This window comes from Psychrobacter sp. TAE2020 (assembly GCF_018919485.1).
Lineage (GTDB): Bacteria > Pseudomonadota > Gammaproteobacteria > Pseudomonadales > Moraxellaceae > Psychrobacter.
Window position 1 is genome coordinate 2,375,169 of the sequence record NZ_JAHLMU010000001.1, and the last position, 21,516, is coordinate 2,396,684.

Annotated in this window: 19 protein-coding genes; 7 read left to right on the plus strand and 12 right to left on the minus strand. The window is 41.5% G+C overall.

Translation table 11 applies throughout. From position 1 onward, the window contains the following. Positions 1-228 precede the first annotated feature (228 nt). The 3 genes from KPY62_RS09710 to KPY62_RS09720 form a co-directional block, all read right to left on the minus strand. Positions 229-948, minus strand: coding sequence for a hypothetical protein (locus KPY62_RS09710; RefSeq protein WP_228730642.1), 720 nt, complete (start codon positions 946-948; stop codon positions 229-231). A gap of 169 nt (positions 949-1,117) precedes the next feature. Continuing rightward, on the minus strand, positions 1,118-2,461 hold the full coding sequence (fabF, locus tag KPY62_RS09715) for a beta-ketoacyl-ACP synthase II (RefSeq protein WP_216581813.1): 1,344 nt from the start codon (positions 2,459-2,461) through the stop codon (positions 1,118-1,120). A 221-nt stretch (positions 2,462-2,682) separates the two neighbouring features. Beyond that, positions 2,683-4,035, minus strand: coding sequence for an anhydro-N-acetylmuramic acid kinase (locus KPY62_RS09720; protein ID WP_216581814.1), 1,353 nt, complete (start codon positions 4,033-4,035; stop codon positions 2,683-2,685). Between the two features lie 414 nt (positions 4,036-4,449). On the opposite strand from KPY62_RS09720, the gene tyrS reads away from it, so the two are divergent. Next, a complete protein-coding gene (gene tyrS / locus KPY62_RS09725; protein WP_216581815.1) occupies positions 4,450-5,661 on the plus strand; it encodes a tyrosine--tRNA ligase in 1,212 nt (403 codons plus the stop codon). A gap of 95 nt (positions 5,662-5,756) precedes the next feature. After that, entirely contained in the window at positions 5,757-5,984 is a 228-nt protein-coding gene (locus KPY62_RS09730; RefSeq protein WP_216581816.1) for a DUF1653 domain-containing protein, read from the plus strand. An 81-nt stretch (positions 5,985-6,065) separates the two neighbouring features. On the opposite strand, the gene KPY62_RS09735 is transcribed toward KPY62_RS09730, so the two are convergent. Both KPY62_RS09735 and KPY62_RS09740 read right to left on the minus strand, forming a co-directional pair. After that, a complete protein-coding gene (locus KPY62_RS09735; protein ID WP_216581817.1) occupies positions 6,066-6,902 on the minus strand; it encodes an alpha/beta fold hydrolase in 837 nt (278 codons plus the stop codon). Between the two features lie 234 nt (positions 6,903-7,136). Then, positions 7,137-8,177: an alpha/beta fold hydrolase gene (locus tag KPY62_RS09740; protein ID WP_228730643.1), complete on the minus strand. Its 1,041-nt coding sequence runs from the start codon at positions 8,175-8,177 to the stop codon at positions 7,137-7,139. A gap of 191 nt (positions 8,178-8,368) precedes the next feature. On the opposite strand from KPY62_RS09740, the gene KPY62_RS09745 reads away from it, so the two are divergent. Then, complete coding sequence (locus KPY62_RS09745; RefSeq protein ID WP_216581818.1) at positions 8,369-9,073, plus strand: hypothetical protein; 705 nt, start codon at positions 8,369-8,371, stop codon at positions 9,071-9,073. Here the strand turns inward: KPY62_RS09745 and KPY62_RS09750 are convergent, their stop codons facing one another. Together KPY62_RS09750 and upp are read right to left on the minus strand one after the other, a co-directional pair. After that, the gene (locus tag KPY62_RS09750; protein WP_216581819.1) at positions 9,074-9,826 is read right to left on the minus strand and encodes an SDR family NAD(P)-dependent oxidoreductase; all 753 of its coding nucleotides are present in this window, start codon (positions 9,824-9,826) and stop codon (positions 9,074-9,076) included. A 202-nt stretch (positions 9,827-10,028) separates the two neighbouring features. Then, positions 10,029-10,703 carry a uracil phosphoribosyltransferase gene (gene upp, locus KPY62_RS09755; RefSeq protein WP_216581820.1) on the minus strand — a complete coding sequence of 225 codons (675 nt, stop codon included), beginning with the start codon at positions 10,701-10,703 and terminating at the stop codon, positions 10,029-10,031. A gap of 68 nt (positions 10,704-10,771) precedes the next feature. On the opposite strand from upp, the gene KPY62_RS09760 reads away from it, so the two are divergent. The 3 genes from KPY62_RS09760 to KPY62_RS09770 all read left to right on the plus strand — a co-directional run bounded on the left by KPY62_RS09760 (position 10,772) and on the right by KPY62_RS09770 (position 13,505). Next, positions 10,772-11,473, plus strand: coding sequence for a DNA glycosylase (locus KPY62_RS09760; RefSeq protein ID WP_228730644.1), 702 nt, complete (start codon positions 10,772-10,774; stop codon positions 11,471-11,473). A 325-nt stretch (positions 11,474-11,798) separates the two neighbouring features. Then, positions 11,799-12,851 (plus strand): 5'-nucleotidase, encoded by a 1,053-nt coding sequence (locus tag KPY62_RS09765; protein WP_216581821.1) that lies wholly within the window; start codon positions 11,799-11,801, stop codon positions 12,849-12,851. Positions 12,852-12,887: 36 nt separating this feature from the next. Continuing rightward, positions 12,888-13,505: a rhomboid family intramembrane serine protease gene (locus KPY62_RS09770; protein WP_216581822.1), complete on the plus strand. Its 618-nt coding sequence runs from the start codon at positions 12,888-12,890 to the stop codon at positions 13,503-13,505. Here KPY62_RS09770 and KPY62_RS09775 read toward each other — a convergent pair. The 5 genes from KPY62_RS09775 to KPY62_RS09795 all read right to left on the minus strand — a co-directional run bounded on the left by KPY62_RS09775 (position 13,480) and on the right by KPY62_RS09795 (position 18,967). Next, positions 13,480-14,025, minus strand: coding sequence for a hypothetical protein (locus KPY62_RS09775; RefSeq protein WP_216581823.1), 546 nt, complete (start codon positions 14,023-14,025; stop codon positions 13,480-13,482). The genes KPY62_RS09770 and KPY62_RS09775 overlap by 26 nt on opposite strands. Positions 14,026-14,208: 183 nt before the next feature. Continuing rightward, complete coding sequence (locus KPY62_RS09780) at positions 14,209-16,077, minus strand: sodium:solute symporter family protein (RefSeq protein ID WP_216581824.1); 1,869 nt, start codon at positions 16,075-16,077, stop codon at positions 14,209-14,211. A gap of 4 nt (positions 16,078-16,081) precedes the next feature. Next, the gene (locus KPY62_RS09785) at positions 16,082-16,342 is read right to left on the minus strand and encodes a DUF4212 domain-containing protein (protein WP_216581825.1); all 261 of its coding nucleotides are present in this window, start codon (positions 16,340-16,342) and stop codon (positions 16,082-16,084) included. Positions 16,343-16,917: 575 nt separating this feature from the next. Continuing rightward, positions 16,918-18,633, minus strand: a complete 1,716-nt coding sequence (locus KPY62_RS09790; protein WP_216581826.1) for a cation acetate symporter — start codon at positions 18,631-18,633, stop codon at positions 16,918-16,920. 1 nt (position 18,634) lies between these two features. After that, positions 18,635-18,967, minus strand: a complete 333-nt coding sequence (locus KPY62_RS09795) for a DUF485 domain-containing protein (RefSeq protein WP_216581827.1) — start codon at positions 18,965-18,967, stop codon at positions 18,635-18,637. A 1,036-nt stretch (positions 18,968-20,003) separates the two neighbouring features. On the opposite strand from KPY62_RS09795, the gene KPY62_RS09800 reads away from it, so the two are divergent. Beyond that, the gene (locus KPY62_RS09800) at positions 20,004-21,503 is read left to right on the plus strand and encodes an alanine/glycine:cation symporter family protein (RefSeq protein WP_216581828.1); all 1,500 of its coding nucleotides are present in this window, start codon (positions 20,004-20,006) and stop codon (positions 21,501-21,503) included. Positions 21,504-21,516: the final 13 nt, after the last annotated feature.

Here is a 21,516-nt window from a genome sequence, read left to right on the forward strand (position 1 = left end):
CTATCTGCCTCCTCAACTGTCAGAGCTGCTGGCATTAACTGTGGCTTTACCTCAGTAAATAGTTAACCAAAATATTCTATAGTAAAGCACAAGTTAGGAAACAACCAATGAGCTAAAGGCTAGTAGGTGATATAAAAAAAAGCTGGTATAAAAGCACCAGCTTATTACAACGTTTATTAAGGTAACAGTGACAGTAAACTAAGAAACCGTAAGGGTTTTTAGTCGAATTTATTTATCTGTAACATCAGCAGCAGTTTGCTGTTTTTCAGCCAACTGACGACTTACCTCAGCACGCAGCCATGACTTTAAGTTTTCAGACATTTGCAGCATCTCATCAGTTAGATAGTCATCAATGTGCATCTCAAGCTCATGAATCATATCTTTATGAGTAGCATTCAATTTGCTATCGGCTAAAGACAAGTCGATAGCTGAGCTTTGATTAATACTATCGCTAACCGCTTTGATACTGTTGGCCGAGACCACTTGAGCTTTATCATTATGGCGGTTATTGCCATCATCTTCACTTTCTTCATTATTAGCATTATCAGTATTGTTTGCTACTACGCTGGCAGCTTTACTCGCTAAATCTGCTGCTAGGGCTGCCTGTTGTTTCTGTCTTTTTTCTGCCATTTCTTGTTGACGTATATCTTCTTTCTCTTGTTCTTCTTGTATGGTTTTACGTTGTTCTGCTAATTTTTGCTGTGCCTCTAGAGCGGTATTTTCATCAGCTATTCTTTTTTTCTCAGCTTGTTGTAATTCATAGGCACAGTATAGATCGTCCAAATGAGCGTCAAGATCATGAATGCTAAAAACAAACTTTTCAAATGGGGTTTCACTTTGCAATAGCTCAGTGATATCCGTCAACTCTTGTACAATAGCTGCTCGCACTGGCTCTGGCGCACCAGTCCAATGTTGATAAAATTGATGTGAAAACGAATAGCTTGACATAGTTGCTTCCATAAATATGCTAAAAATTACCCCTTATCATACGCAAATATCATAAGGGGCTGCAAGAGGACAAACGTAGCAAAATCAATATAAATCTTACGCTAATCAAACTTGCCTACAAAATCATAATAAATAGAAGCTAAAACTACAGTCAAAATATTTGTGCCGATTAAGCGTTCCAACGAGCGAATACTAATGAGCCATTAGTACCACCAAAGCCAAAGCTGTTAGAGACTGCATAGTTCAGGTCAGTCACTCTGCGCGATTGATTAGCCACATAATCAAGATTGCAATTGTCCTCAACATTATCTAGATTAATAGTTGGCGGTACATGCTGATGCTGCAGAGCTAGCACAGTAAAGATAGCTTCTATACCACCAGCAGCACCTAATAAGTGACCAGTCATTGATTTGGTAGAGCTGACCAAAATGCTGTCTTTAACCGCAGCAAATACGGTTTCAATAGCTATGGATTCAGCGACATCGCCTGCTGGGGTACTAGTACCGTGAGCATTGACATAACCTACGGCATCAGCAGTGATTCCGGCATCATTTAAGGCATTTTGCATAGCTCGTGCAGCACCGCTACCATCTTCTGGTGGAGAAGTGATATGACTGGCATCATCGCTCATACCGAAACCAACCATTTCACCCAAAATCTTGGCACCACGAGCTTTAGCATGGGCGAGGCTCTCTAACACCATGACACCTGCACCATCGCCAAGTACAAAGCCATCACGGTCTTTATCAAAAGGTCGCGACGCTTTGGTTGGCTCATCATTGCGAGTAGATAGCGCATGCATCGCCCCAAACCCTGATATACCCAGCGGACTTGAGCCTTTTTCGCTCCCACCAGCGATCATCACATCAGCATCGCCATAAGCGATCAGGCGTGCTGCTAAACCGATAGCATGAGTGGCGGTAGTACAAGCCGTTGAGGTAGCAAGATTAGGGCCTTTTAGCTGATGTTTGATAGCGACTAGCCCTGCTGCCATGTTGGCAATAGAGCCAGGTATAATAAATGGCGAGACTTTTTTAGCTCCCTTTTCACGTAAGGTTGCACAGCTATCTTCGATAGTCTGAATACCACCAATACCTGATCCTAAGATCACCCCAAAACGCTGTTGGTCAACCCCTTGTACTGGCGCATCCTCGCTACTGATGGTATCTACATAGCCAGCATCATGTAGCGCCATAGAAGTAGCGGCTACTGCATAATGCATGAACTTATCATAGCGGCGTGCATCTTTAGCACTCATAAACTTGCTAGGATCAAAGTCTTTGACTACCCCAGCAATTTGCGCTCGGTAGTCAGTAGCATCGAAGTGACTAATAGCAGTGATTCCGCTCTCACCAGCCAACAGCTGAGCCCATGTACTTTCAACATCTAATCCTAAAGGTGTCACTGCACCCATACCGGTGACTACTACTCGTGTTTCATCAGAGCGTTCATAATGAGGTTGCTTACGGTGCTTCCGCTGTGGCGATGTGGCTGAACTACTACTTTGGCTCATGTGATATATCCTATATTTGTTGCCATCCTAAAAAGATAGTTTTACAAGTTGTATATAACTAATGCCCGTTCTCGCTAGGTCATTTATAGCGTTATATTAGTATTTTAGCAACCATTATAAATCACATCAGCTTACAGCTGTAAACTTAAAACTGTTTAGTATTGCCCAGTGCAAAGCGATTAAGTTTGTGAGCTCAAAATAATAATCAGATAGAATACTTTTTAAGCAAAACAAACTTGCCCTAATACCACGCCTTTATTAGCGCCAGTCACTGCTGGCAAGTTACCGGTTTCACCCATTAATGTTTGCCTCGCTAACCAAGCAAAGGCCACTGCTTCCACCCAAGTTGGTTCGAGTCCTAAGCTGGCAGTAGTAGCAACGGTGCAGTGTGGTAAGTGGGCCCGGAGTCTAATTATCAGATAATCATTCAGTGCACCACCCCCACAAACATAGACTTCACTGCTAGCTTCAGGCGCTGGATTTACAGTACTAAAGTCTGCATTAATAAAAGTTCTAATCTGCATGCTAGCGGTTATGGCCGTCAGTTCAGTTAGCGTCGCTTGTACATCAGCTGATGAGTAGCGAGTATTGGCAGCGGCTTGATCAAATTTTTGCAGTTCATCTTGTAACCAAGCTAGATTGAAGTCCTCACGCCCGGTAGTTTTAGGATAGGCTCTAGCAAAAAACGGATGGGCTAATAATTGGTTTAGCAAGGGCTCAAGGACTCGGCCTGTTTGCGCCCAAGCACCGCCAGCATCGTAGTTTTTACCAGTATGTAGTGCCGCCCAAGCATCCAGCAATAAATTTGCAGGACCAGTATCATAACCGACGACTTGACTAGATTGCTCCATGCCTGTTGCTGGCAACACGGTAATATTAGCTATACCGCCTAAATTAAGCAGCACACGAGTGCTAGGAGCGTTGCCAAACAAGGCTTGATGGAAGGCTGGAACTAAAGGCGCGCCTTGTCCACCGACTGCCATATCACGACGGCGGAAGTCACTGACTACGCTAATAGCGGTACGCTCAGCGATAATATTGGCATCGACTAGTTGGATAGTAAAGCCTAACTGTGGGCGATGACGTATGGTTTGCCCATGACAGCCGATGGCTAGCACTGCTTCTGGGTCGATGTTAGCTTGCTGCAATAAAGTATTAACCACTTTGCTAGCGAATTCTCCATACTCACGACTGGCCCAACCAAACCAATCTAGCTCGCCACAGTCGCTATTAGGCTCATCGTCTTGCGAGATTAAATCCTTAGCGCCATTAGGCTGACATAAGGCTAATAGCACTTCACGTAAACGCGGTGAAAAATCTTCACTATAAGTCGCTAATAGCTGCATTGGTGCTGGCGTATTATCCTGACTGTTATCCTGACTATCAGCCGCAAACTGGCATAACACCGCATCCATACCATCCAAGCTAGTGCCTGACATCATACCGATATATAGACCGTCATCGAAGTTGTCAAATACCGTTTGTTCAAGTGCATCAGTGAGTGTGGCGTAGTTTAAGTCATCGTGGTTAGAGCTATCGTTGCTGTTTAGAGCAGCATTATTTTCTATAGACATGGTTATACTCAAGTTGTGAAGAATAGAATAAAGAGATCGTAAAATCAAAACTCAATCAAATGTTTTTAGAGTTACTATATTTTAATAGGAGCTTTGTTCAATACCGTAGCTATAAGTAAAATTCCATTAGGTGTTTTAGGCCTTTATTTAAGGTTTATCTAATTACTATCTAATTACTATCTAATTATTATCTGCTTATGATTTATGCGTTTTTATCGTCTGTTTACTACTAGCTTATAGCGTGAATAAAGTAGAGGTCGTTATTGTCTGGTGTCATCCGACTGCTTACTAATGGCAATTTATCTCAAAAAACGCTAGTATATCTGCCAAATTCTAACATTTTTTTGTACAGCTACGAGGCTATAAACTTTCGGGATGTACCAATCATTCAAAAAAGACTATAAAGAGATCATTATGACTGACCACTCATACACAGTAGAAGAACAGCTTGCCCTTATTCAGCGTGGCACCCAAGAGATTTTATCTACCGATGATTTAGTGGCGAAGCTGAAGTTAAACCGTCCTTTGCGTATTAAGGCCGGTTTCGATCCTACGGCGCCTGATCTACATTTGGGTCACACGGTATTGATTAATAAGCTCAAGCATTTCCAAGATTTAGGTCACGAAATTTATTTCTTAATCGGCGACTATACCGCCAAGATTGGTGATCCTTCTGGTAAGAATTCTACTCGTCCACCGTTAACCGATGAACAAATTAAAGCCAATGCTAAGACTTATGCAGAGCAAGTGTTTAAGATTTTGGATAAAGAGAAAACCCGCGTGGTTTTTAACTCGGAATGGTTTAACGATATGTCAGCCGCTGATATGATTCAGCTGGCCAGCCAACAAACCGTTTCGCGCATGCTTGAGCGTGATGACTTCTCTAAACGTTATGCCTCACAAACGCCTATCTCTATTCACGAGTTCCTCTATCCGCTAGTGCAAGGCTATGATTCTATCGCTCTTAAAGCTGACGTTGAGCTTGGTGGTACTGATCAGACCTTTAATTTGCTGATGGGTCGCACTTTGCAGGGCCGTTATGGTCAAGAGCAACAAGTTTGTATTACTGTGCCTATCTTAGAAGGGTTAGATGGCGTTAATAAGATGTCTAAATCCTTAGGCAACTATGTCGCTATTTATGATGCTCCAGGCACTATGTACCAAAAAATCCTCTCTATGCCAGATACTCTAATCCGTCGTTACTTTGAGTTTTTAAGCTTTAAGCCAATGGAAGAAGTGGAAGCTTTGCTAGAAGAGATGGAAAAAGGTCGTAACCCACAAGAAATCAAACGTATTCTCGCTGAAGAGTTAATTGAGCGTTTTCATGACGCTGACGCTGCTACCAATGCGCACAAATCTGCAGGTAATGTACTAGCCGATGGCGAATTGCCAGTGGATTTGCCAGAAGTGACTTTAGATTTAGAAGGGCAAGAGGCGCTATTCATCACTCAGATCTTAAACCAAGCAGGTCTTACCAAAAACAGCTCAGCGGCGAAAGATATGATCAAACGTGGCGCAGTCAAAGTTGATGGCGAAGTGGTCGATGGGGGCTTTAGCTTAACCTCGGGACAGACGGTTGTTATCCAAGCTGGCAAGAAAGCTTATGCCAAGGTTACGGTAGGTTAAGGATTGTATAAAGCTTAGTAAAAATCAGGTCAGCATTGATGCTTGGCCTTTTTTTATCAATAAAAACTAATAATTTTTAAAATTAGGAACTTGTCATGTCTCAAACCATCCCACAAGGTATCTATCAGCATTACAAAGGTAATGAATATCAAGTATTGCATACAGCGCAGCACTCAGAGACCGAAGAATCTTTAGTGGTTTATCGTTGTCTATACGGTGAGTATGGCGTTTGGGTGCGACCGCTATCGATGTTTGCTGAAACGGTAACGCATGATGGCAAGCAAGTGCCTCGATTTAAGCTGATTAAAGCTTTAGCGGATTGATTTTAAAAAGGTTATATATTGTATTTAGCCAACCAAAAAGCGACCTATCGAGGTCGCTTTTTTATTAACTATGAATGACGGTTAGCTATTTAAAAAGTCAATTAATACTCGGTTAAACTCTTCAGGATGAGTAGCATTGATACCATGTGGGCCACCTTCTACAATGTGCAGCTGACTGTCTGCAATCATATCGTGTGAACGTTTACCACTAACCTCAAGCGGTACGATAGCATCAGCATTACCATGAATGACTAACGTCGGCACATCGAATGTTTTTAAGTCCTCACGAAAGTCAGTATAAGCGAATGACTTGACGCACTCATAAGTCGCTTTAGGAGAAGCGTATGCCGCGATATCACGGTTATATAATCGCATAGGTTTACTGACTAATAGCTTACCGTCTTTTGGGGTAAAGAAGTTCTTAGTAAAGTCATTTAAAAAGGCAAGACGATCACCGCTTACCCCCTCTAAAAATTCTTGCACATCCTGCTCTTCTAAACCCCCATCAGGATTGTCAGCAGTTTTGAATAGATAAGGAGGCACAGCAGAGGCTAATATTGCTTTGCTAACCCGCTCTGAACCATACTGACTAAGATAGCGGGCGACTTCACCGCCACCCATTGAGAATCCAAGGATAGCTGCGTCTTGTAGATCAAGCTTGTCCATCAGTGCTTTTAAGTCTTGGGCTAAAGTATCGTAGTCATAGCCCTCCCATGGCTTAGAAGACTGACCAAAACCGCGCCTATCATAAGTGATAACTTGATATCCGGCCTCAACTAACGCAGGAGTTTGCTTTTCCCATGCTCGTCCACTAAGCGGCCAGCCATGAATTAGCACCACAGGCTTACCAGTACCTTGCACCTCATAATAAAGCTCGACAGGGTGATCGTTTTGGGTGTCTACCGTAATGTAGGGCATGATTTCATCCTTGTAAACTATGAGAGTAATGAGTTATATCTAACGATAAATTGTATGGCGACGCTTACCTTCGCAAACTCATTTTAGTATAGAGATAGGAGGCAGCAATTACTATGATATGTTGTAAAGCACAGTTAGCAAATGTTAAGTGTATTATATGAGCTAGTAACTAAGACGATAACTAAGACAACAACTGAGGCAGTAACTAAGAAAGTAACGGAGACAGTAATGAAGTTACGAGCTTTGCAAAAACTTTTTTAAAGCCCGATAAAACCCAACGGGCGCATCCATCGGCACCGCATGACCTGATTTAGGTAATAGGTGAGTAGTGGCATTCGGGAGCATATCGGCTAAACGCTGCTGCCATTTTGGCTGGTATAACTGTGAGCGGCCACCGATCAGTAGGGTAGTTGGAATATCTACCGCTGCTAAAGTATCACGATAGTCAAAGGGCAATTGTATATAAGCCGCTAGGCAGCGCAGCTTATGTTGCCAAGTAGCATGAGTCATCAGCGCCACTTGATGGGGAGCGCGGTGGTTAAGTGTCTTCACTACTAATTGCGAATGACGGCGTCCAACAGACAGCAATGAAAAGGCTTTCTCCATCTCTAATAAGCCACTCTTTAAAGCAAAAGGTAAGTGACGAAAGTCATCAATAGCTAGATAAGGCGCAGTGTCATTAATTACCTTATCAAACTTAGCAAATAACTCTGCTTGCCGCACCCCGAATAGTCCACCTTGCCAGTCTGATTGATTATGGATAATAGGCGCTTGGTCAATATTAAGGTAACGGCTGACTTTACTAGTACCAAAGCGCCTAAAGTAAGCCCACATCACTAGGGCACCCATCGAAATACCTGCTACAGATACAGTGGCAGCATTATTTTCTATAGTGATATGTTTTAATACTTGCTCGGTATCTTCAGCGTATTGCTCTATAAAGTCAAAGTTTGGCAACGTCAGCGCTGTTGCTAAGCCAAAGCCGCGAAAGTGTGGCAAATAAAAACGATAGTGGTTGGTTAAGGGCAGAATAAAAGGCAAAAATTGCCGGGTATCCATACCAAAGGCATGTAGCATTAATACGGGCATGCCATTGCCAATCACTGAAATCGGTAATGGCGTGCCGTCCACGGCGAGGACATGAATAGTTTGCAATTGATATTGCTTGGCAAGGATAGTAGGCATATTTTCCATTAACTTCGAGGGGGTCTCAGCGCTATAGCTGTAGTAAATAGCTCGTGCTTGCTCTGGGTCATTGATACACAGCTGGCTCATTATTTTATTATTGATAGCTTGTTATAGTAAAAGGGTTAATAATCAAGATTTAGTAAACCTTGCCAAACGGTTATTCGCATCGCGGTTATTTTTATCTGACTTTAACATAAAGCAGATTTATAAAAAGCTCTATCCGTCAACACAGAACACTAGTGGTCATTGTTTTTTAATAAATAAAAGGATATCGATTGATGAGCAAAGCGACGCTACCAGAGCTTGATAACAGTCTTTATCCGCAAGTCTGGGAGCAGCAGACATTCGATAATGCGCAGTCCTTATTAATGGCCATGCTATTAGGTAAGGTTAGCCCAGATCCTTATCTATTTACTAAGCAGCTACAGGCTAACGATACTTATCAAGAATGGATTACGGCTTCGATATTTGGACGTTATATTCAACACAGTTTTGCTGCACTCTATGGGCAGTCTGAAGACAGCTTTAATAGGGATATACCCGTATTGTTTCGCAATGAATTAATGCGTCATACGCAGTATTTACCTTTAGAGCAGATAGCATTTATGGCAGGTAATATGCCGAAAAAAGCTCGGCAAGAAAAGTTTTTTACTACTACTCTTAATCCAGCTACAGTAATTGTGGGTGCGCAAAAGCTCAAACGTGATGCTGGCAAGTCGCTATTAATAAACCCGCAAGCACTTATTATTAATCAGATACGAGTCGCTAGTAAGCGAGTACTAGGCTTTCCACTACGCCACAACAAGCGCACCAGCGAACGTATACGTAATGAGGTATTGATTTTAGGTTTTGATGATTTACGATTAGTAGATGAGCACCATATCAGTCATGAGATTATGCATCATAAGGTCGAGCAAAAGACAGGGAGCACAGCAATATTAGCTAATACTGATGTGCTGCTGCGTTGTTATGAGCTGCGTTAACTAGCTATCATTTTTGGCAATAGTTAAGCCGTTATAAGTTTGTGCCACTGGCATCACTTCCAAGCGATTGACATTGATATGAGCCGGAGATTCGATTAGCCATAACAAGATATCGCCGATATCATCGCCAGTCATATTTTTAAAGCCGCTATAAACCTTAGCCGCCTTGTCGTCGTCACCGTGATAACGCACGTTTGAGAATTCTGTACCAGCGATATTGCCTGGCTCAAGATTAGTGACTCGCACTTGGGTACCCAATAGATCGGCTCGTAAGTTTAGACTGAACTGCTTTACAAAGGATTTGGTTGCCCCGTAGACGTTCCCACCGTAATAAGGCCAATTGCCAGCAATAGAGCCAACGTTAATGATATAGCCACTATCGCGTTCAACCATCGCTGGCAACACAGCATGAGTTACTGCCATTAGACCTTTGACATTAGTATCGACCATTCGTGTCCAATCAGCCAGATCGCTGTTATGAGCAGGCTCAGTACCAAGTGCCAGTCCAGCATTATTAACGAGCACGTCAATTTGCTTAAAACCGGCAGGCAAGTCAGCTAATATTTTCGGGATAGCAGCAATATCAGTAACATCCATAACCACTGGTAAAAATAACTCACCCAAATCTTCTGCTAGCGCATTTAGTCTATCTAAGCGTCGAGCACAGCCGATCACTTTATGACCTTTGGCAACTAATAGCTTGGCTAAGGCTTCACCAAATCCTGCACTTGCACCAGTAATCAAAACATTCATATGTCATCCTTAATTTAGCAGTTTTGCGTTTATTAAATTAGTTTTTATGGAGTTTACCTTGATTGATTGTGCTGCTATCAACTCGGTTTTTATGCTTTAACGTATAACTTAGCATGTAATTTAGCGAAATTTGATTGCTAATGTATCCTAAAAACCTACTGTTAATAGCCATCCGTCCTATTGAGGACTGACCCTAGCACTACTATTCACCGCCAATCTGTCTAGTACCAAAAATCTTATCGCCAGCATCACCAAGTCCTGGGATAATATATCCGCGTTCATCCAAATGACTGTCTAATGCGGCAGTATAAATAGTCACGTCAGGATGTGCTTCATTGACTAAGCGTACTCCTTCAGGAGCGGCTACTAGTACTAAAGCTTTGATATTCTTACAACCGTGTTTTTTTAACATCTCAATAGTAGCAATCATTGAACCGCCAGTCGCTAGCATAGGATCAATAATCAATGCTGGGCGTTTGTCCATATGGCTAACGAATTTTTCAAAGAAAGGTACTGGTTGTAGGGTTTCTTCATCACGCTGTAGACCGACAACTGATATTTTTGCCGTTGGGATCAAGTCGAGTACCCCTTCTAACATGCCAAGACCGGCACGTAATATAGGTACTACGGTTACGGTCTTGCCGATAATCTGCTCACCGTCGATCTCACCACACCAGCCTTGGATAGGAAAAGTCTCAATCTCGAAGTCACGGCTTGCTTCATAAGCCATCAGGCGAGCAAGCTCTTTGGTCAAAGTACGAAACTTATAAGTACTACAGTCCTTTTCACGCATCAAGCTCAGTTTATGGCGTACTAAGGGATGATTGATTACCGTAATATGTAATTTGCTATTGGCACCGTTATTTAGGTCACTCATGGATAACTCTCTAGTTTTTGATCGTATGCTATGATAGCAAAAAAACCACTTTTCTGATGGAGAATATCATGACCAAATCATCATTGAATAATAATAATGGCAGTAATAATTCTGCTAGTAATGCTACTACTGATTTGAACTTATCAGCAGCACAAATAGAAGACCATCCTTTTGCACCAGTGCTACCGCCTGATGCTACAGTTATGATGATGGGTACTTTTCCACCCACTAGCGATAAATGGGCTATGAGCTTTCATTATCCTAATTTTTATAATGACATGTGGCGAATTTATGGCAAAGTGTTCTTTGACGACGTTAACTACTTTAGAGTAGGGGATGAGAAGCGCTTTGATCCTGAACGTATCCGGGCTTTTCTATTTGAGCGTGGTATAGCTTCTTGCCCTACAGTCAAACAAGCTATCCGCGAAACCGGCAACGCCTCTGACAAGAACTTAACGGTAGTCACTACTGTTAATCTAGATGAGGTATTGCTACAAGTGCCAAAGGTGAGTGCATTATTTACTACTGGTGGTAAGGCCACAGAAGTATTACTGAACTTATTACCGTCACCACCGATCAAGTCCAAATATCCTAAGACTAACCAGAGCATTGATTATCCTTACCAATGGCATGATAAAAACGGAGTCACAGACTATGTCAGTGATTTGACTTTATATAGACTGCCTTCTACTTCACGTGCTTATCCGCTAGCTTTAGACAAAAAAGCAGCCGCTTATAGAACGTTTTTTGAAAAGATAGGTAAGCTATAAATAATAAACAAACCCCAGCACAAACCCTAAACCCATGATAAGCATCAACTAATGGGAAAATCATTAGGCGAAGGTAAATTAAATCTTAGACTAAGCTTGACCGAGCCTTTAATCTGCGTATAATGCGTCCCAGTCGGAAATAAAAAAGACTGCTATCGCAGTCTTTTTTTTGGGCTAAAGTTTGTATTTACGCATTAAGTATCTACATTTATTATCGGGCTATGACGCGATAGCAACTTTTATCATCATTATATATTTTGCTACTGTAGTAAACTTAGCTTAAAGTAATCATTCAAAATATAAGTTTTTATATAAGTAGAAAATTATGTCAGTCGATTTTAGTAATACCTTGATAGTGGCTATTTCTGCCACTGCTTTATTTGATTTATCTGAATCAGAAAACCATCTGCTACAGTTGCTTGAGCACCGTCCTAACCAAGCTATAAAAGAGTTTCGTGACTATATGGCTGAGCGTGAGAATGAGCCTTTGGCTATAGGAGCGGGCTACCCACTTATAAAAGCTTTGCTTAACCTCAATAACTATTGCCATGATTGCACTCAGCCAGATATAGATCTTCAGGCTCCTTTGGTCGAAGTAGTAATCGTCTCCAAGAGTAGTCCTGATACTGGTATACAAGTGCTCAACGCCATTCGTGAGCATGGTCTGAGTATTTCACGTTCAGCCTTTATATCGGGTAGTTTAGTAGCGCCTTACATTAATGATTTTAATATTGATTTGTTTTTGACTACTAATCGTAATGACGCTCAGCAAGTCGCTGATGCCAATATTTGTGCTTGTGCTATCCTTGATGCTACCCCAGTAAATACTTATGAGTTAGACACCGAGCAGCTGCGGATAGCTTTTGATGGTGATGCGGTACTGTTTGATGACTCAGGAGAGCTATTGTATAAGCAGAAGGGTCTAAAGGCTTTTCATGACCGTGAAGCACAGATGCGTGATTTACCGATTGAAAAAGGTCCTTATGCTGAGCTGTTGATTAAGTTATCGAAGTTACAGGAGCGTTTACCTGCGCACATGGATCATCGACCTATTAACATCGCTTTAGTAACGGCCCGTAATGCACCGGCAGATTTACGAGCGATAAAGACTCTGCGACAATGGGGGGTAGACGTCGATATGGCTTTTTTCCTAGGAGGTCTTGATAAAACAGCCGTACTAAAGACTTTTGCACCGCATATTTTCTTTGATGACTCTATCAAGCACATTGATGCTGCACGTAACTTTGTGCCAACCGCCTTAGTGCCATATCATTCAACTTCACTACTACATGCTAATAACTACTCAACAGGCGATAAAGATGCTTCACTACTCTCCTTTGTGCCTGTCGAACCCGCTGTTTTGTCTGTAAATTACTAAGATTGTATATTTACAATAATAATAGGCTATTTATCTATGAACTGGCAATCTTTGCTCTCTTTAATTATAGTGCGCTTAAAGCAAGTCATTGGTTTATATGCCTTTGTACTCGTCCCTATGTGGGTTCTGTTTTTCGTCAATAATATCTTTTTATTTGGCTTATGGAATATATTCGGTATTGCCCCGCGCACTTTTGATTTACGCAGTATAGTAGGGGTTTTTGCCTCTTGGACTATGCATGGTGACATTACTCACATCATAGGTAATAGCTTAACATTGCTGCAGATACTTTTTCTATTTGGCTTGTTTGAGAACAATGCTTATCGCACGATTTTGAAGCTTATAATTGCCTCAGGAGTGATGACATGGTTGATAGGGTCGGAATCATCTATTCATATCGGTGCTTCAGGACTTTGTTTTGCGATGCTAGGGTTTATGATAGGGGGAGCGGTATTTGCGAGACGATGGGGCTATTTATTAGCTTGTATCGTTATGGGTGCAGGGTTTTGGTTTACTATTAAACAAGGACTAATGCCCCAGCAAGGTATCTCCTTTGCGGCGCACTTTGGTGGTCTATGCGCCGGTCTGCTATTAGGAGCTAATTCTAAACATCACTATTCATCAGTAGCTAAGTTCTCTTCGAACATACGCTGATAAATATGGGATCGTCTTTAGTCAACGGCCGCCATGCAGTGGTTTGCTTGACATGATCATCAATGCTCAGCGTACTGTCTTTTTCTTGTAGAACATAATCTGCACGTGCAGGAGTAGCGCAATCTATAACTTGCGGCATCTGTTGGACACTTCTACGGCGCTCAAACAGATATAAGTTAACCAAATACATGTTTTTGTTATCTGCATTGGCACGTGCATTGTCAGCGTCGGCGGCTATAAAGCGAAAAGTTTGCGGTTTCACATAGGACCAAGGACGAAACCAAGTGCTTTCTTCAACTTTTTTAACAACCGTTACTCCTTTAGGAAGTTCGGCAACTTGTTGGCTGAACCAGTTGTATTCTTGATTTATTTGAAAAGCAAAAATACCAATAGCACCAAACAAAGGAATAAGCCATTTTGGCGCCCGTTTACCTGCCAATTTGGATAGGTGAGTTATAATCAGTGCCACACCAGCTAAGCCGAAACCGGCAGCTATAGTAGCGATAAACTCAAATAGCATAACAGCTGTCCTTAACGCCCTAGGCGCATTTAACACAATAATGAGTCGTCATAAAGTTTACCTCAATCAAAGCTACTTTATAACCTTAGGATAAAAAAATCACTCACAAGCAGCTACTGCCTGTGAGTGATAGATAGAGTAACTAACGATATCTTTAACATTTAAGCTTATTATATCTATAGCTTAATGGTCAATGGCACCGCCAGCACCACGTGGAGAACGTACGCTTTCAACCAACTCTTGGATATGTGCTGGTGGTGGCGCAGTAGCGTAAGATACAGCGAACGCTACGATAAAGTTAAGCAAGGCACCGACCGCACCAAATGATAATGGCGAGATACCAAACAACCAGTACTCTTCAGTATCAGGGAAGTTTGCAGTACCAGTGATGAAGAACCAACCTTTAAACATAAAGATATAGACTAAGATACTAATCAAACCCGTTAACATACCGGCGATAGCGCCAAGGTTGTTAATACGCTTAGAGAAAATACCCATCATTAGTACTGGGAACAGTGAAGCACCCGCAATGCCAAAGGCTAGGGCTACTACTTGTGCGGCAAATCCTGGTGGATTAATACCTAAGTAAGTGGCAACCACGATCGCTACGCCCATAGTGATACGAGCATATTTTAACTCGTCTTTATCACTGATGTTCGGATTAAGGTTTCTTTTGATCAAGTCATGACTGATCGCTGATGAGATTGCGAGTAGTAGGCCAGCTGCTGTTGATAATGCTGCTGCCAAACCACCTGCGGCGATAAGACCGATAACCCAACCTGGTAACTGGGCAATTTCTGGGTTAGCTAATACTAAGATATCAGCGTTCACGTCTAACTCGTTACCTGCCCAACCTCTGTCAGTAAAGACGCCATCACGCTCTAAGTCATGCTTGACACGTGCTTCATCAACTGCAGTTGTAGCCGCAGCAATGTCGCCGCCGTCAGCTTGTGCTGCTTTTAATGCGAGCTCAGCGGCGCCAAGTCCACTATCGCTATATAACTGAATGCGACCGTCATTATTCAAGTCGTTATACTTGATAAGACCTGTCTCTTCCCAAGTATTCATCCAATCAGGACGCTGATTATACTCAATAGCAGGCTGTTCTACGCCTTGTGGGTAGATAGTGTCGATTAAGTTTAAACGCGCCATAGCACCTACTGCTGGAGCAGTAAAATATAGTAGCGAAATAAACACTAAAGTCCAACCAGCTGTCCAACGTGCGTCAGCAACTTTAGGGACTGTGAAGAAACGAATGATAACGTGTGGCAGACCTGCTGTACCTATCATTAGAGATAGAGTAAATAACACCATATTTAGCTTGTTAGGTACGTCAGCTGTATAAGAGGTAAAACCTAAGTCAGTAACAACTTGGTTCAGCTTAGTCAAGATCGGAACGCCAGATTCTACGTGGTTTGAGAACAAGCCTAAACCAGGGATCGGGTTACCCGTCAACTCAAGCGAAATAAATACTGCAGGGATAGTATAAGCAATCATCAGTACTACGTACTGAGCAACCTGAGTGTAAGTAATCCCTTTCATACCACCAAGTACGGCATAGAAGAATACCACTACAGCAGCGATAATAAGACCAGTTGTGCTTTCAACTTCTAAGAAGCGTGAGAATGCAACACCAGCACCAGTCATCTGACCGATAACATAAGTAGTAGAAGCAATAATCAAACAGACCACGGCTATCATAGCAGCAGTCTTAGAGTAAAAACGGTCGCCAATAAAGTCAGGAACCGTGAACTTACCGAATTTACGTAAGTAAGGGGCTAGCAGCATGGCTAGTAGAACATAACCACCAGTCCAACCCATCAAGTACGTTGATGCGCCGTAACCACTAGTTGCAATAATACCTGCCATTGAGATAAATGACGCAGCACTCATCCAATCAGCTGCCGTTGCCATTCCGTTGACTACTGGATGCACACCGCCGCCAGCAACATAGAACTCACTAGTTGAACCTGCACGTGCCCACCAAGCAATACCGAAGTATAAAGCGAAAGATAGACCTACAAAAATGATATTAATAGTAAATTGACTCATAGGGCTATTCCTCGTCTACGCCATATTGTTTATCTAACTTATTCATACGCCAAGCGTAGAAGAAAATTAAGATGATGAATATGCCAATCGACCCTTGTTGAGCAAACCAAAAGCCTAAATCAGTACCGCCGATTTTAATACCTGAAATCAAGGGACGTAACAAGATACCAAACCCATATGAGCACAGTGCCCAAATAATAAGGCTACCTATAATAAGACGGATATTGGCGCGCCAATAACCAGATGGATCGTTATACTTCTCCATATGACAACTCCTTTTGTCTGATGTACAACAGGGTGGATGGTTGGAATATACCCAGCATTTATAATGTACCGTTTTTCCCTTAACGAGATAGGCGGCTATGCTGTGACTCTAAACTTAACAAAATAATTTAATAAATCCAAATAACTGGCCACGATTATATAAAAAATATAGCATTAATTTATAAAAATATTAAACACTGGTTCAATAGTACTAAAGATAGCAAAAACAATCTATCTAATTAAATAATGAAGCTATAGCACAAGCAAAATAGACGCAGTGTCTTCTAAACGTAATAATTGATAAGCTAATAGTTTTAATTCCATCACTACGTAATGGAGTTACTATAATTGTCCATTGTAAACCTCTAGGAAATATATGCAACGTTAACAATAAATGAATTTAAATTACTTTATGTAACTAAATATTTATTTAATAGAAACAACAGAGGTTGTGAGCTTGCTAACGCTATAAATTTCTATAAAAAATCACTCACAAGCTACTGCCTGTGAGTGATGAATAGCACCATAATAAAGAGACTGCTATAACCATTAATGTACTAGATAACCATTAATGTATTAGTGGTCAGAAGCACCAGATATGCCAATGCCCGTTTGCGAACGAACAAACTGAGCATCAAATGCCTTACGTTCTTTTTCTGCACGAGCCGATTTATCAGTTACTGAGAAAAACCAACAGCATAGGAATGAAAGGGGCATAGCAAATAATGCGGGACCATTGAATGGATTTGGCGCAGTATCAGAAATCCCAAGCGTATCAACCCAAACGGCTTTAGATAAAATAATCAAGCCAACAGCACCTACTAGCCCTACAACACCACCAACTACTGCACCGCGTGTGGTAAAACCTTTCCAGAACATAGACAATATCAAGATTGGAAAGTTAGCACAAGCGGCCACTGAAAATGCCAAACCCACCATGAAAGCGACGTTTTGTTTTTCGAAGACGATACCTAAAATCATCGCAAAGACGCCCAATCCTAAAGTGGCAATTCTAGACATTTTCATTTCAGATTCAGGGGTAGTTTGACCTTTTTTAAACACGTTAGCATATAAGTCATGTGAAATAGCAGAGACGCCTGAAAGGGTCAAACCGGCTACTACCGCAAGAATGGTTGCAAAGGCGACGGCTGAGATAAAGCCCATAAATAAATCGCCACCTAGCGCCTCACTTAAGTGAATGGCCGCCATGTTGTTACCACCCATTAACTCTAACTGGCCAGTAGTTGCTGATTTGGCAAGATCAAGAAATTGTGGGTTGTTCGCCACAAATAGAATGGCTCCAAAACCAATAATAAAGGTCAATAGATAGAAATAACCAATAAATCCTGTGGCGACCACAACAGATTTGCGAGCTTCTTTAGCATCCTTCACTGTAAAAAAGCGCATCAAGATATGAGGTAACCCTGCTGTACCGAACATCAGCGCAAGACCAAGCGATAATGCATCAATTGGGTTTTCAGTTAGCTTGCCAGGTCCCATGATTTTGATCGCGTCAGCTAAGCCTGTATTATGTGCTTGACTATAAACCCCGATAGCTTGATTGAACATATTACTGAAGCTAAAATTAACAGATTTCATCACCATAAAGGCCATGAAGGTTGCACCACTCAGTAGCAGTACTGCTTTAATAATCTGTACCCAAGTGGTAGCAAGCATGCCACCAAAGAGAACATAAGCCATCATTAATAGGCCTACAACCACTACGGCAATATTATAGTTCAAGCCAAAAAGTAGCTTGATCAACTGTCCAGCACCTACCATTTGAGCAATCAGATAAAAAGCCACTACTACTAAAGAGCTGAAGGCCGCCAATGTTCGCACAGGTTTTTCTGCCAAACGAAAGGACACCACATCGGACAGGTTGTATTTACCTAGGTTTCTTAAGCGTTCAGCAATAAGAAATAACACAATAGGCCAACCGACCATGAAACCGAGGGAGTAGAGTAAGCCGTCAAAGCCTGAACTGAACACCAAAGCTGAAATACCTAGGAACGACGCCGCTGACATGTAGTCACCTGCAATCGCTAAACCATTCTGAAAACCACTGATTCCACCGCCTGCAGTATAAAAATCTTCAGTTGACTGTGTTTGCCCAGCGGCCCATTTAGTAATTATTAGCGTAAAACCGACAAAGATCATAAACATAATGATCGCCGGCCAATTCGTGGCCTGTTGCTCTGCAATACCCATGTCAGGAGCCGCAAGAGCCATGGTGTAGCAACAGATACCTACGAATGCAATTGTTATCGCTTTAAGTGACATCCCTTTCATTTTAAAGTGTTCCTTTTTCGTGCGCGATAGCCTCAATTTCCTTGAGAGTTTCTTCATTGAGGGGATCAAGTTTATGATTGGCAATATAGGAATACACGGCACATAAGATAAAGGACAGTACAATAATCCCTAAACCTAGAGGAATGCCCCAAGTAGTGACACCACCATTGAACGAGGATGCTAAAAATGCTTTGTTGTAGCCGACCAACAGCATGAAACCGACGTAGACAAACAGCATAATTGCCGTTAATGTCCAGCTCAGTCGGCGCTTTTTACTTACCATTTCTTGAAACTTTGGATTATTCATAATTCGTTCTACTTGTGAATCATTCATAATCAACTCCTTGTTTTTTGGTCCAATTATGGACTGCTGCTTCAAATGGGGTTTTTCATTGTTTAAGTGAGCAAGTGACTGAAGTGTAGATACCTAATTCATCCCCGATCAAAGCGCTAATTAGCAAAAGCTAACCGTGAAGTGCTTCATTGATCGACTATCACAGTCTTTACTTTGGCTTACCTGGATACAAATCCGGTAGCCTTGACTGTGTATTTTCATCTCATCCCTTGTATTTTTAACAATGCTGTTTAATGCTTGATTACTCTTTATTACCATACTCACATGAACGGTAGTAATTCACCGATAAAGAATATATAAAAATTTCATCCAATTAACAATAAAAATATTTACTTTACTTTTTGTAACTAAATGTTTACTGCTAATTAGCTAGCAACCATTTATATATTGCAAATACTGCAAATACTGCAAATACTGCAAATACTGCAAATACTGCAAATACTGCAAATACTGCAAATACTGCAAATACTGCAAATACTGCAAATACTGCAAATACTGCTGATGTGATTACTGATGCCTATGCTTGAATAAAACCCTGTTTCTATTATGGTTTTATTATTATAAATATAATAAAGCTTACTGAGAATAAATGGCAGCTATTTTATAAATAAAGTTTTTGAAGTGATAATTAATTTTTATAGGACGCAGTAATTAGCTCATTCAAACCAACTAAGCGCTCTAAATATTTGATTCTAAATACAATCTACAAGTATTTTTTCTCTATATCAGCGATGATGATCAAGCAGAAGCTGGGCAAGTGGCTATTTATATAATGTTTAAAATTTGTAGGATAAGAGAAAAAAACGATCTAATGATTCATATTCAGCTAAAATGCCGCCACATGATATATCTCAGTTACCTTGAAACATATGAAGTTGTTATTTATTAGTGTTAAACAAAACCAGTTAAAACACTATGAATAAGTGACTGAGAGTCATAAAGACATTAGGATCTGATTAATATCACTGATGATATCAACAGGTCTCCTATACAAAATATAAGTGTGGAGCGTAATATGAGTGAAGGGATAGCAGGTTGGTTTAACGACATTGTAAACTATGGCGTAAGTGTCATCTGGGGCAACAATGATTGGTTGATTGTTGGTAATCCTTGGTATGGATTATTGATGTTCGTACTGATTGGCGCAGGTGTCTATTTTACCCTTGCTACTCGTTTTGTACAGTTTCGCCACTTTGGTCATATGTGGCAGTTATTACGAACCTCTAATCAAGGTCGCAAAGATGGGGGCATCAGCTCCTTTGAGGCGCTAATGACCTCGCTAGCCGCTCGAGTAGGGACTGGTAACTTAGCAGGAGTAGCGATTGCTATTTATCTTGGTGGTCCAGGAGCGGTTTTTTGGATGTGGATGACCGCTATAGTAGGGATGTCGACTAGTTTTATTGAGTCGACTTTAGCGCAAGCCTATAAAGTTCCTCATACTGATGACAATGTCTATCGTGGTGGACCTGCTTATTATATTGAAAAAGGTCTAGGTCAGCGCTGGATGGCAGTGTTTTTCTCTATTTGTCTGCTAATCGCTTTTGGCTTAGCATTCAATGGCGTGCAGTCTAATACTATCGCTCAGGCCACTCATGAAGCCTTTGGGGTGCCAACTTGGATGACTGGTCTAGTATTAGTAGTGTTAGTAGCGCCCGTAGTATTTGGTGGCTTACGTTCAGTAGCTCGCATTGCGGGAAAAGTAGTACCCGTAATGGCGATTTTATATATCTTGTTGGCATTATTCATTATTGTCACCAACTTTAGCCAGTTTCCAGCAGCGATCGTGCTGATTGTTAAGTCGGCATTTGGTTTTGAGCAGGCAGCAGGTGGAGTGATAGGTTATGGTATCGCCCAAGCTATGATCAACGGTATCAAGCGCGGTTTATTCTCGAACGAAGCCGGTATGGGGTCAGCACCTAATGCCGCGGCGACTGCTAAGAGTAGTCCTGATCATCCAGCGGTCCAAGGGTTTATGCAGATGTTAGGGGTGTTTATTGATACCCTAGTGATTTGTACAGCGACTGCCTCCATTATTATTTTATCAGGTGTGGTTAATCCTGATGTTGAGCAAGAAGGTATTCAGTTAACGCAGCTAGCTTTATCGCAATATGTTGGTGATTTAGGAGTGGTATTTGTAGCAATTGCGATTTTCTTCTTCTCATTTACTTCGATCATTGCTAACTATAGCTATGGCGAGTCCAACCTCGAATTTATCTCTGGTAGTAAAAATGCCAAAGGAATGATTATGGTGTTTCGCTTCTTAGTACTAGGTATGGTATTCGTCGGAGCGGTTGCAAGCTTACCCGCTATCTGGAACTTTGCTGACTTATCTATGGGTTTGATGGCTTTGACTAACTTAATAGCAATTGTTCTATTATCGCCAGTAGCCTTACGCATACTGCGTGATTATGAACGTCAAGTTAAGGAAGGCAAGTCAGGTGACCAAATCACCTTTAATCCTGATCACTTTGTTAAGTTGAAAGATGAAGCCAATCGTGAAGCTTGGCCTGACTAATTTAAATTAATGA

Bases quoted from the DNA above. Each gene is read 5' to 3' on its own strand.
- KPY62_RS09710 (WP_228730642.1), bottom strand. From the start codon at position 948: ATGTCAAGCTATTCGTTTTCACATCAATTTTATCAACATTGGACTGGT.
- fabF (WP_216581813.1), bottom strand. From the start codon at position 2,461: ATGAGCCAAAGTAGTAGTTCAGCCACATCGCCACAGCGGAAGCACCGT.
- KPY62_RS09720 (WP_216581814.1), bottom strand. From the start codon at position 4,035: ATGTCTATAGAAAATAATGCTGCTCTAAACAGCAACGATAGCTCTAAC.
- tyrS (WP_216581815.1), top strand. From the start codon at position 4,450: ATGACTGACCACTCATACACAGTAGAAGAACAGCTTGCCCTTATTCAG.
- KPY62_RS09730 (WP_216581816.1), top strand. From the start codon at position 5,757: ATGTCTCAAACCATCCCACAAGGTATCTATCAGCATTACAAAGGTAAT.
- KPY62_RS09735 (WP_216581817.1), bottom strand. From the start codon at position 6,902: ATGCCCTACATTACGGTAGACACCCAAAACGATCACCCTGTCGAGCTT.
- KPY62_RS09740 (WP_228730643.1), bottom strand. From the start codon at position 8,177: ATGAGCCAGCTGTGTATCAATGACCCAGAGCAAGCACGAGCTATTTAC.
- KPY62_RS09745 (WP_216581818.1), top strand. From the start codon at position 8,369: ATGAGCAAAGCGACGCTACCAGAGCTTGATAACAGTCTTTATCCGCAA.
- KPY62_RS09750 (WP_216581819.1), bottom strand. From the start codon at position 9,826: ATGAATGTTTTGATTACTGGTGCAAGTGCAGGATTTGGTGAAGCCTTA.
- upp (WP_216581820.1), bottom strand. From the start codon at position 10,703: ATGAGTGACCTAAATAACGGTGCCAATAGCAAATTACATATTACGGTA.
- KPY62_RS09760 (WP_228730644.1), top strand. From the start codon at position 10,772: ATGACCAAATCATCATTGAATAATAATAATGGCAGTAATAATTCTGCT.
- KPY62_RS09765 (WP_216581821.1), top strand. From the start codon at position 11,799: ATGTCAGTCGATTTTAGTAATACCTTGATAGTGGCTATTTCTGCCACT.
- KPY62_RS09770 (WP_216581822.1), top strand. From the start codon at position 12,888: ATGAACTGGCAATCTTTGCTCTCTTTAATTATAGTGCGCTTAAAGCAA.
- KPY62_RS09775 (WP_216581823.1), bottom strand. From the start codon at position 14,025: ATGCTATTTGAGTTTATCGCTACTATAGCTGCCGGTTTCGGCTTAGCT.
- KPY62_RS09780 (WP_216581824.1), bottom strand. From the start codon at position 16,077: ATGAGTCAATTTACTATTAATATCATTTTTGTAGGTCTATCTTTCGCT.
- KPY62_RS09785 (WP_216581825.1), bottom strand. From the start codon at position 16,342: ATGGAGAAGTATAACGATCCATCTGGTTATTGGCGCGCCAATATCCGT.
- KPY62_RS09790 (WP_216581826.1), bottom strand. From the start codon at position 18,633: ATGAAAGGGATGTCACTTAAAGCGATAACAATTGCATTCGTAGGTATC.
- KPY62_RS09795 (WP_216581827.1), bottom strand. From the start codon at position 18,967: ATGAATGATTCACAAGTAGAACGAATTATGAATAATCCAAAGTTTCAA.
- KPY62_RS09800 (WP_216581828.1), top strand. From the start codon at position 20,004: ATGAGTGAAGGGATAGCAGGTTGGTTTAACGACATTGTAAACTATGGC.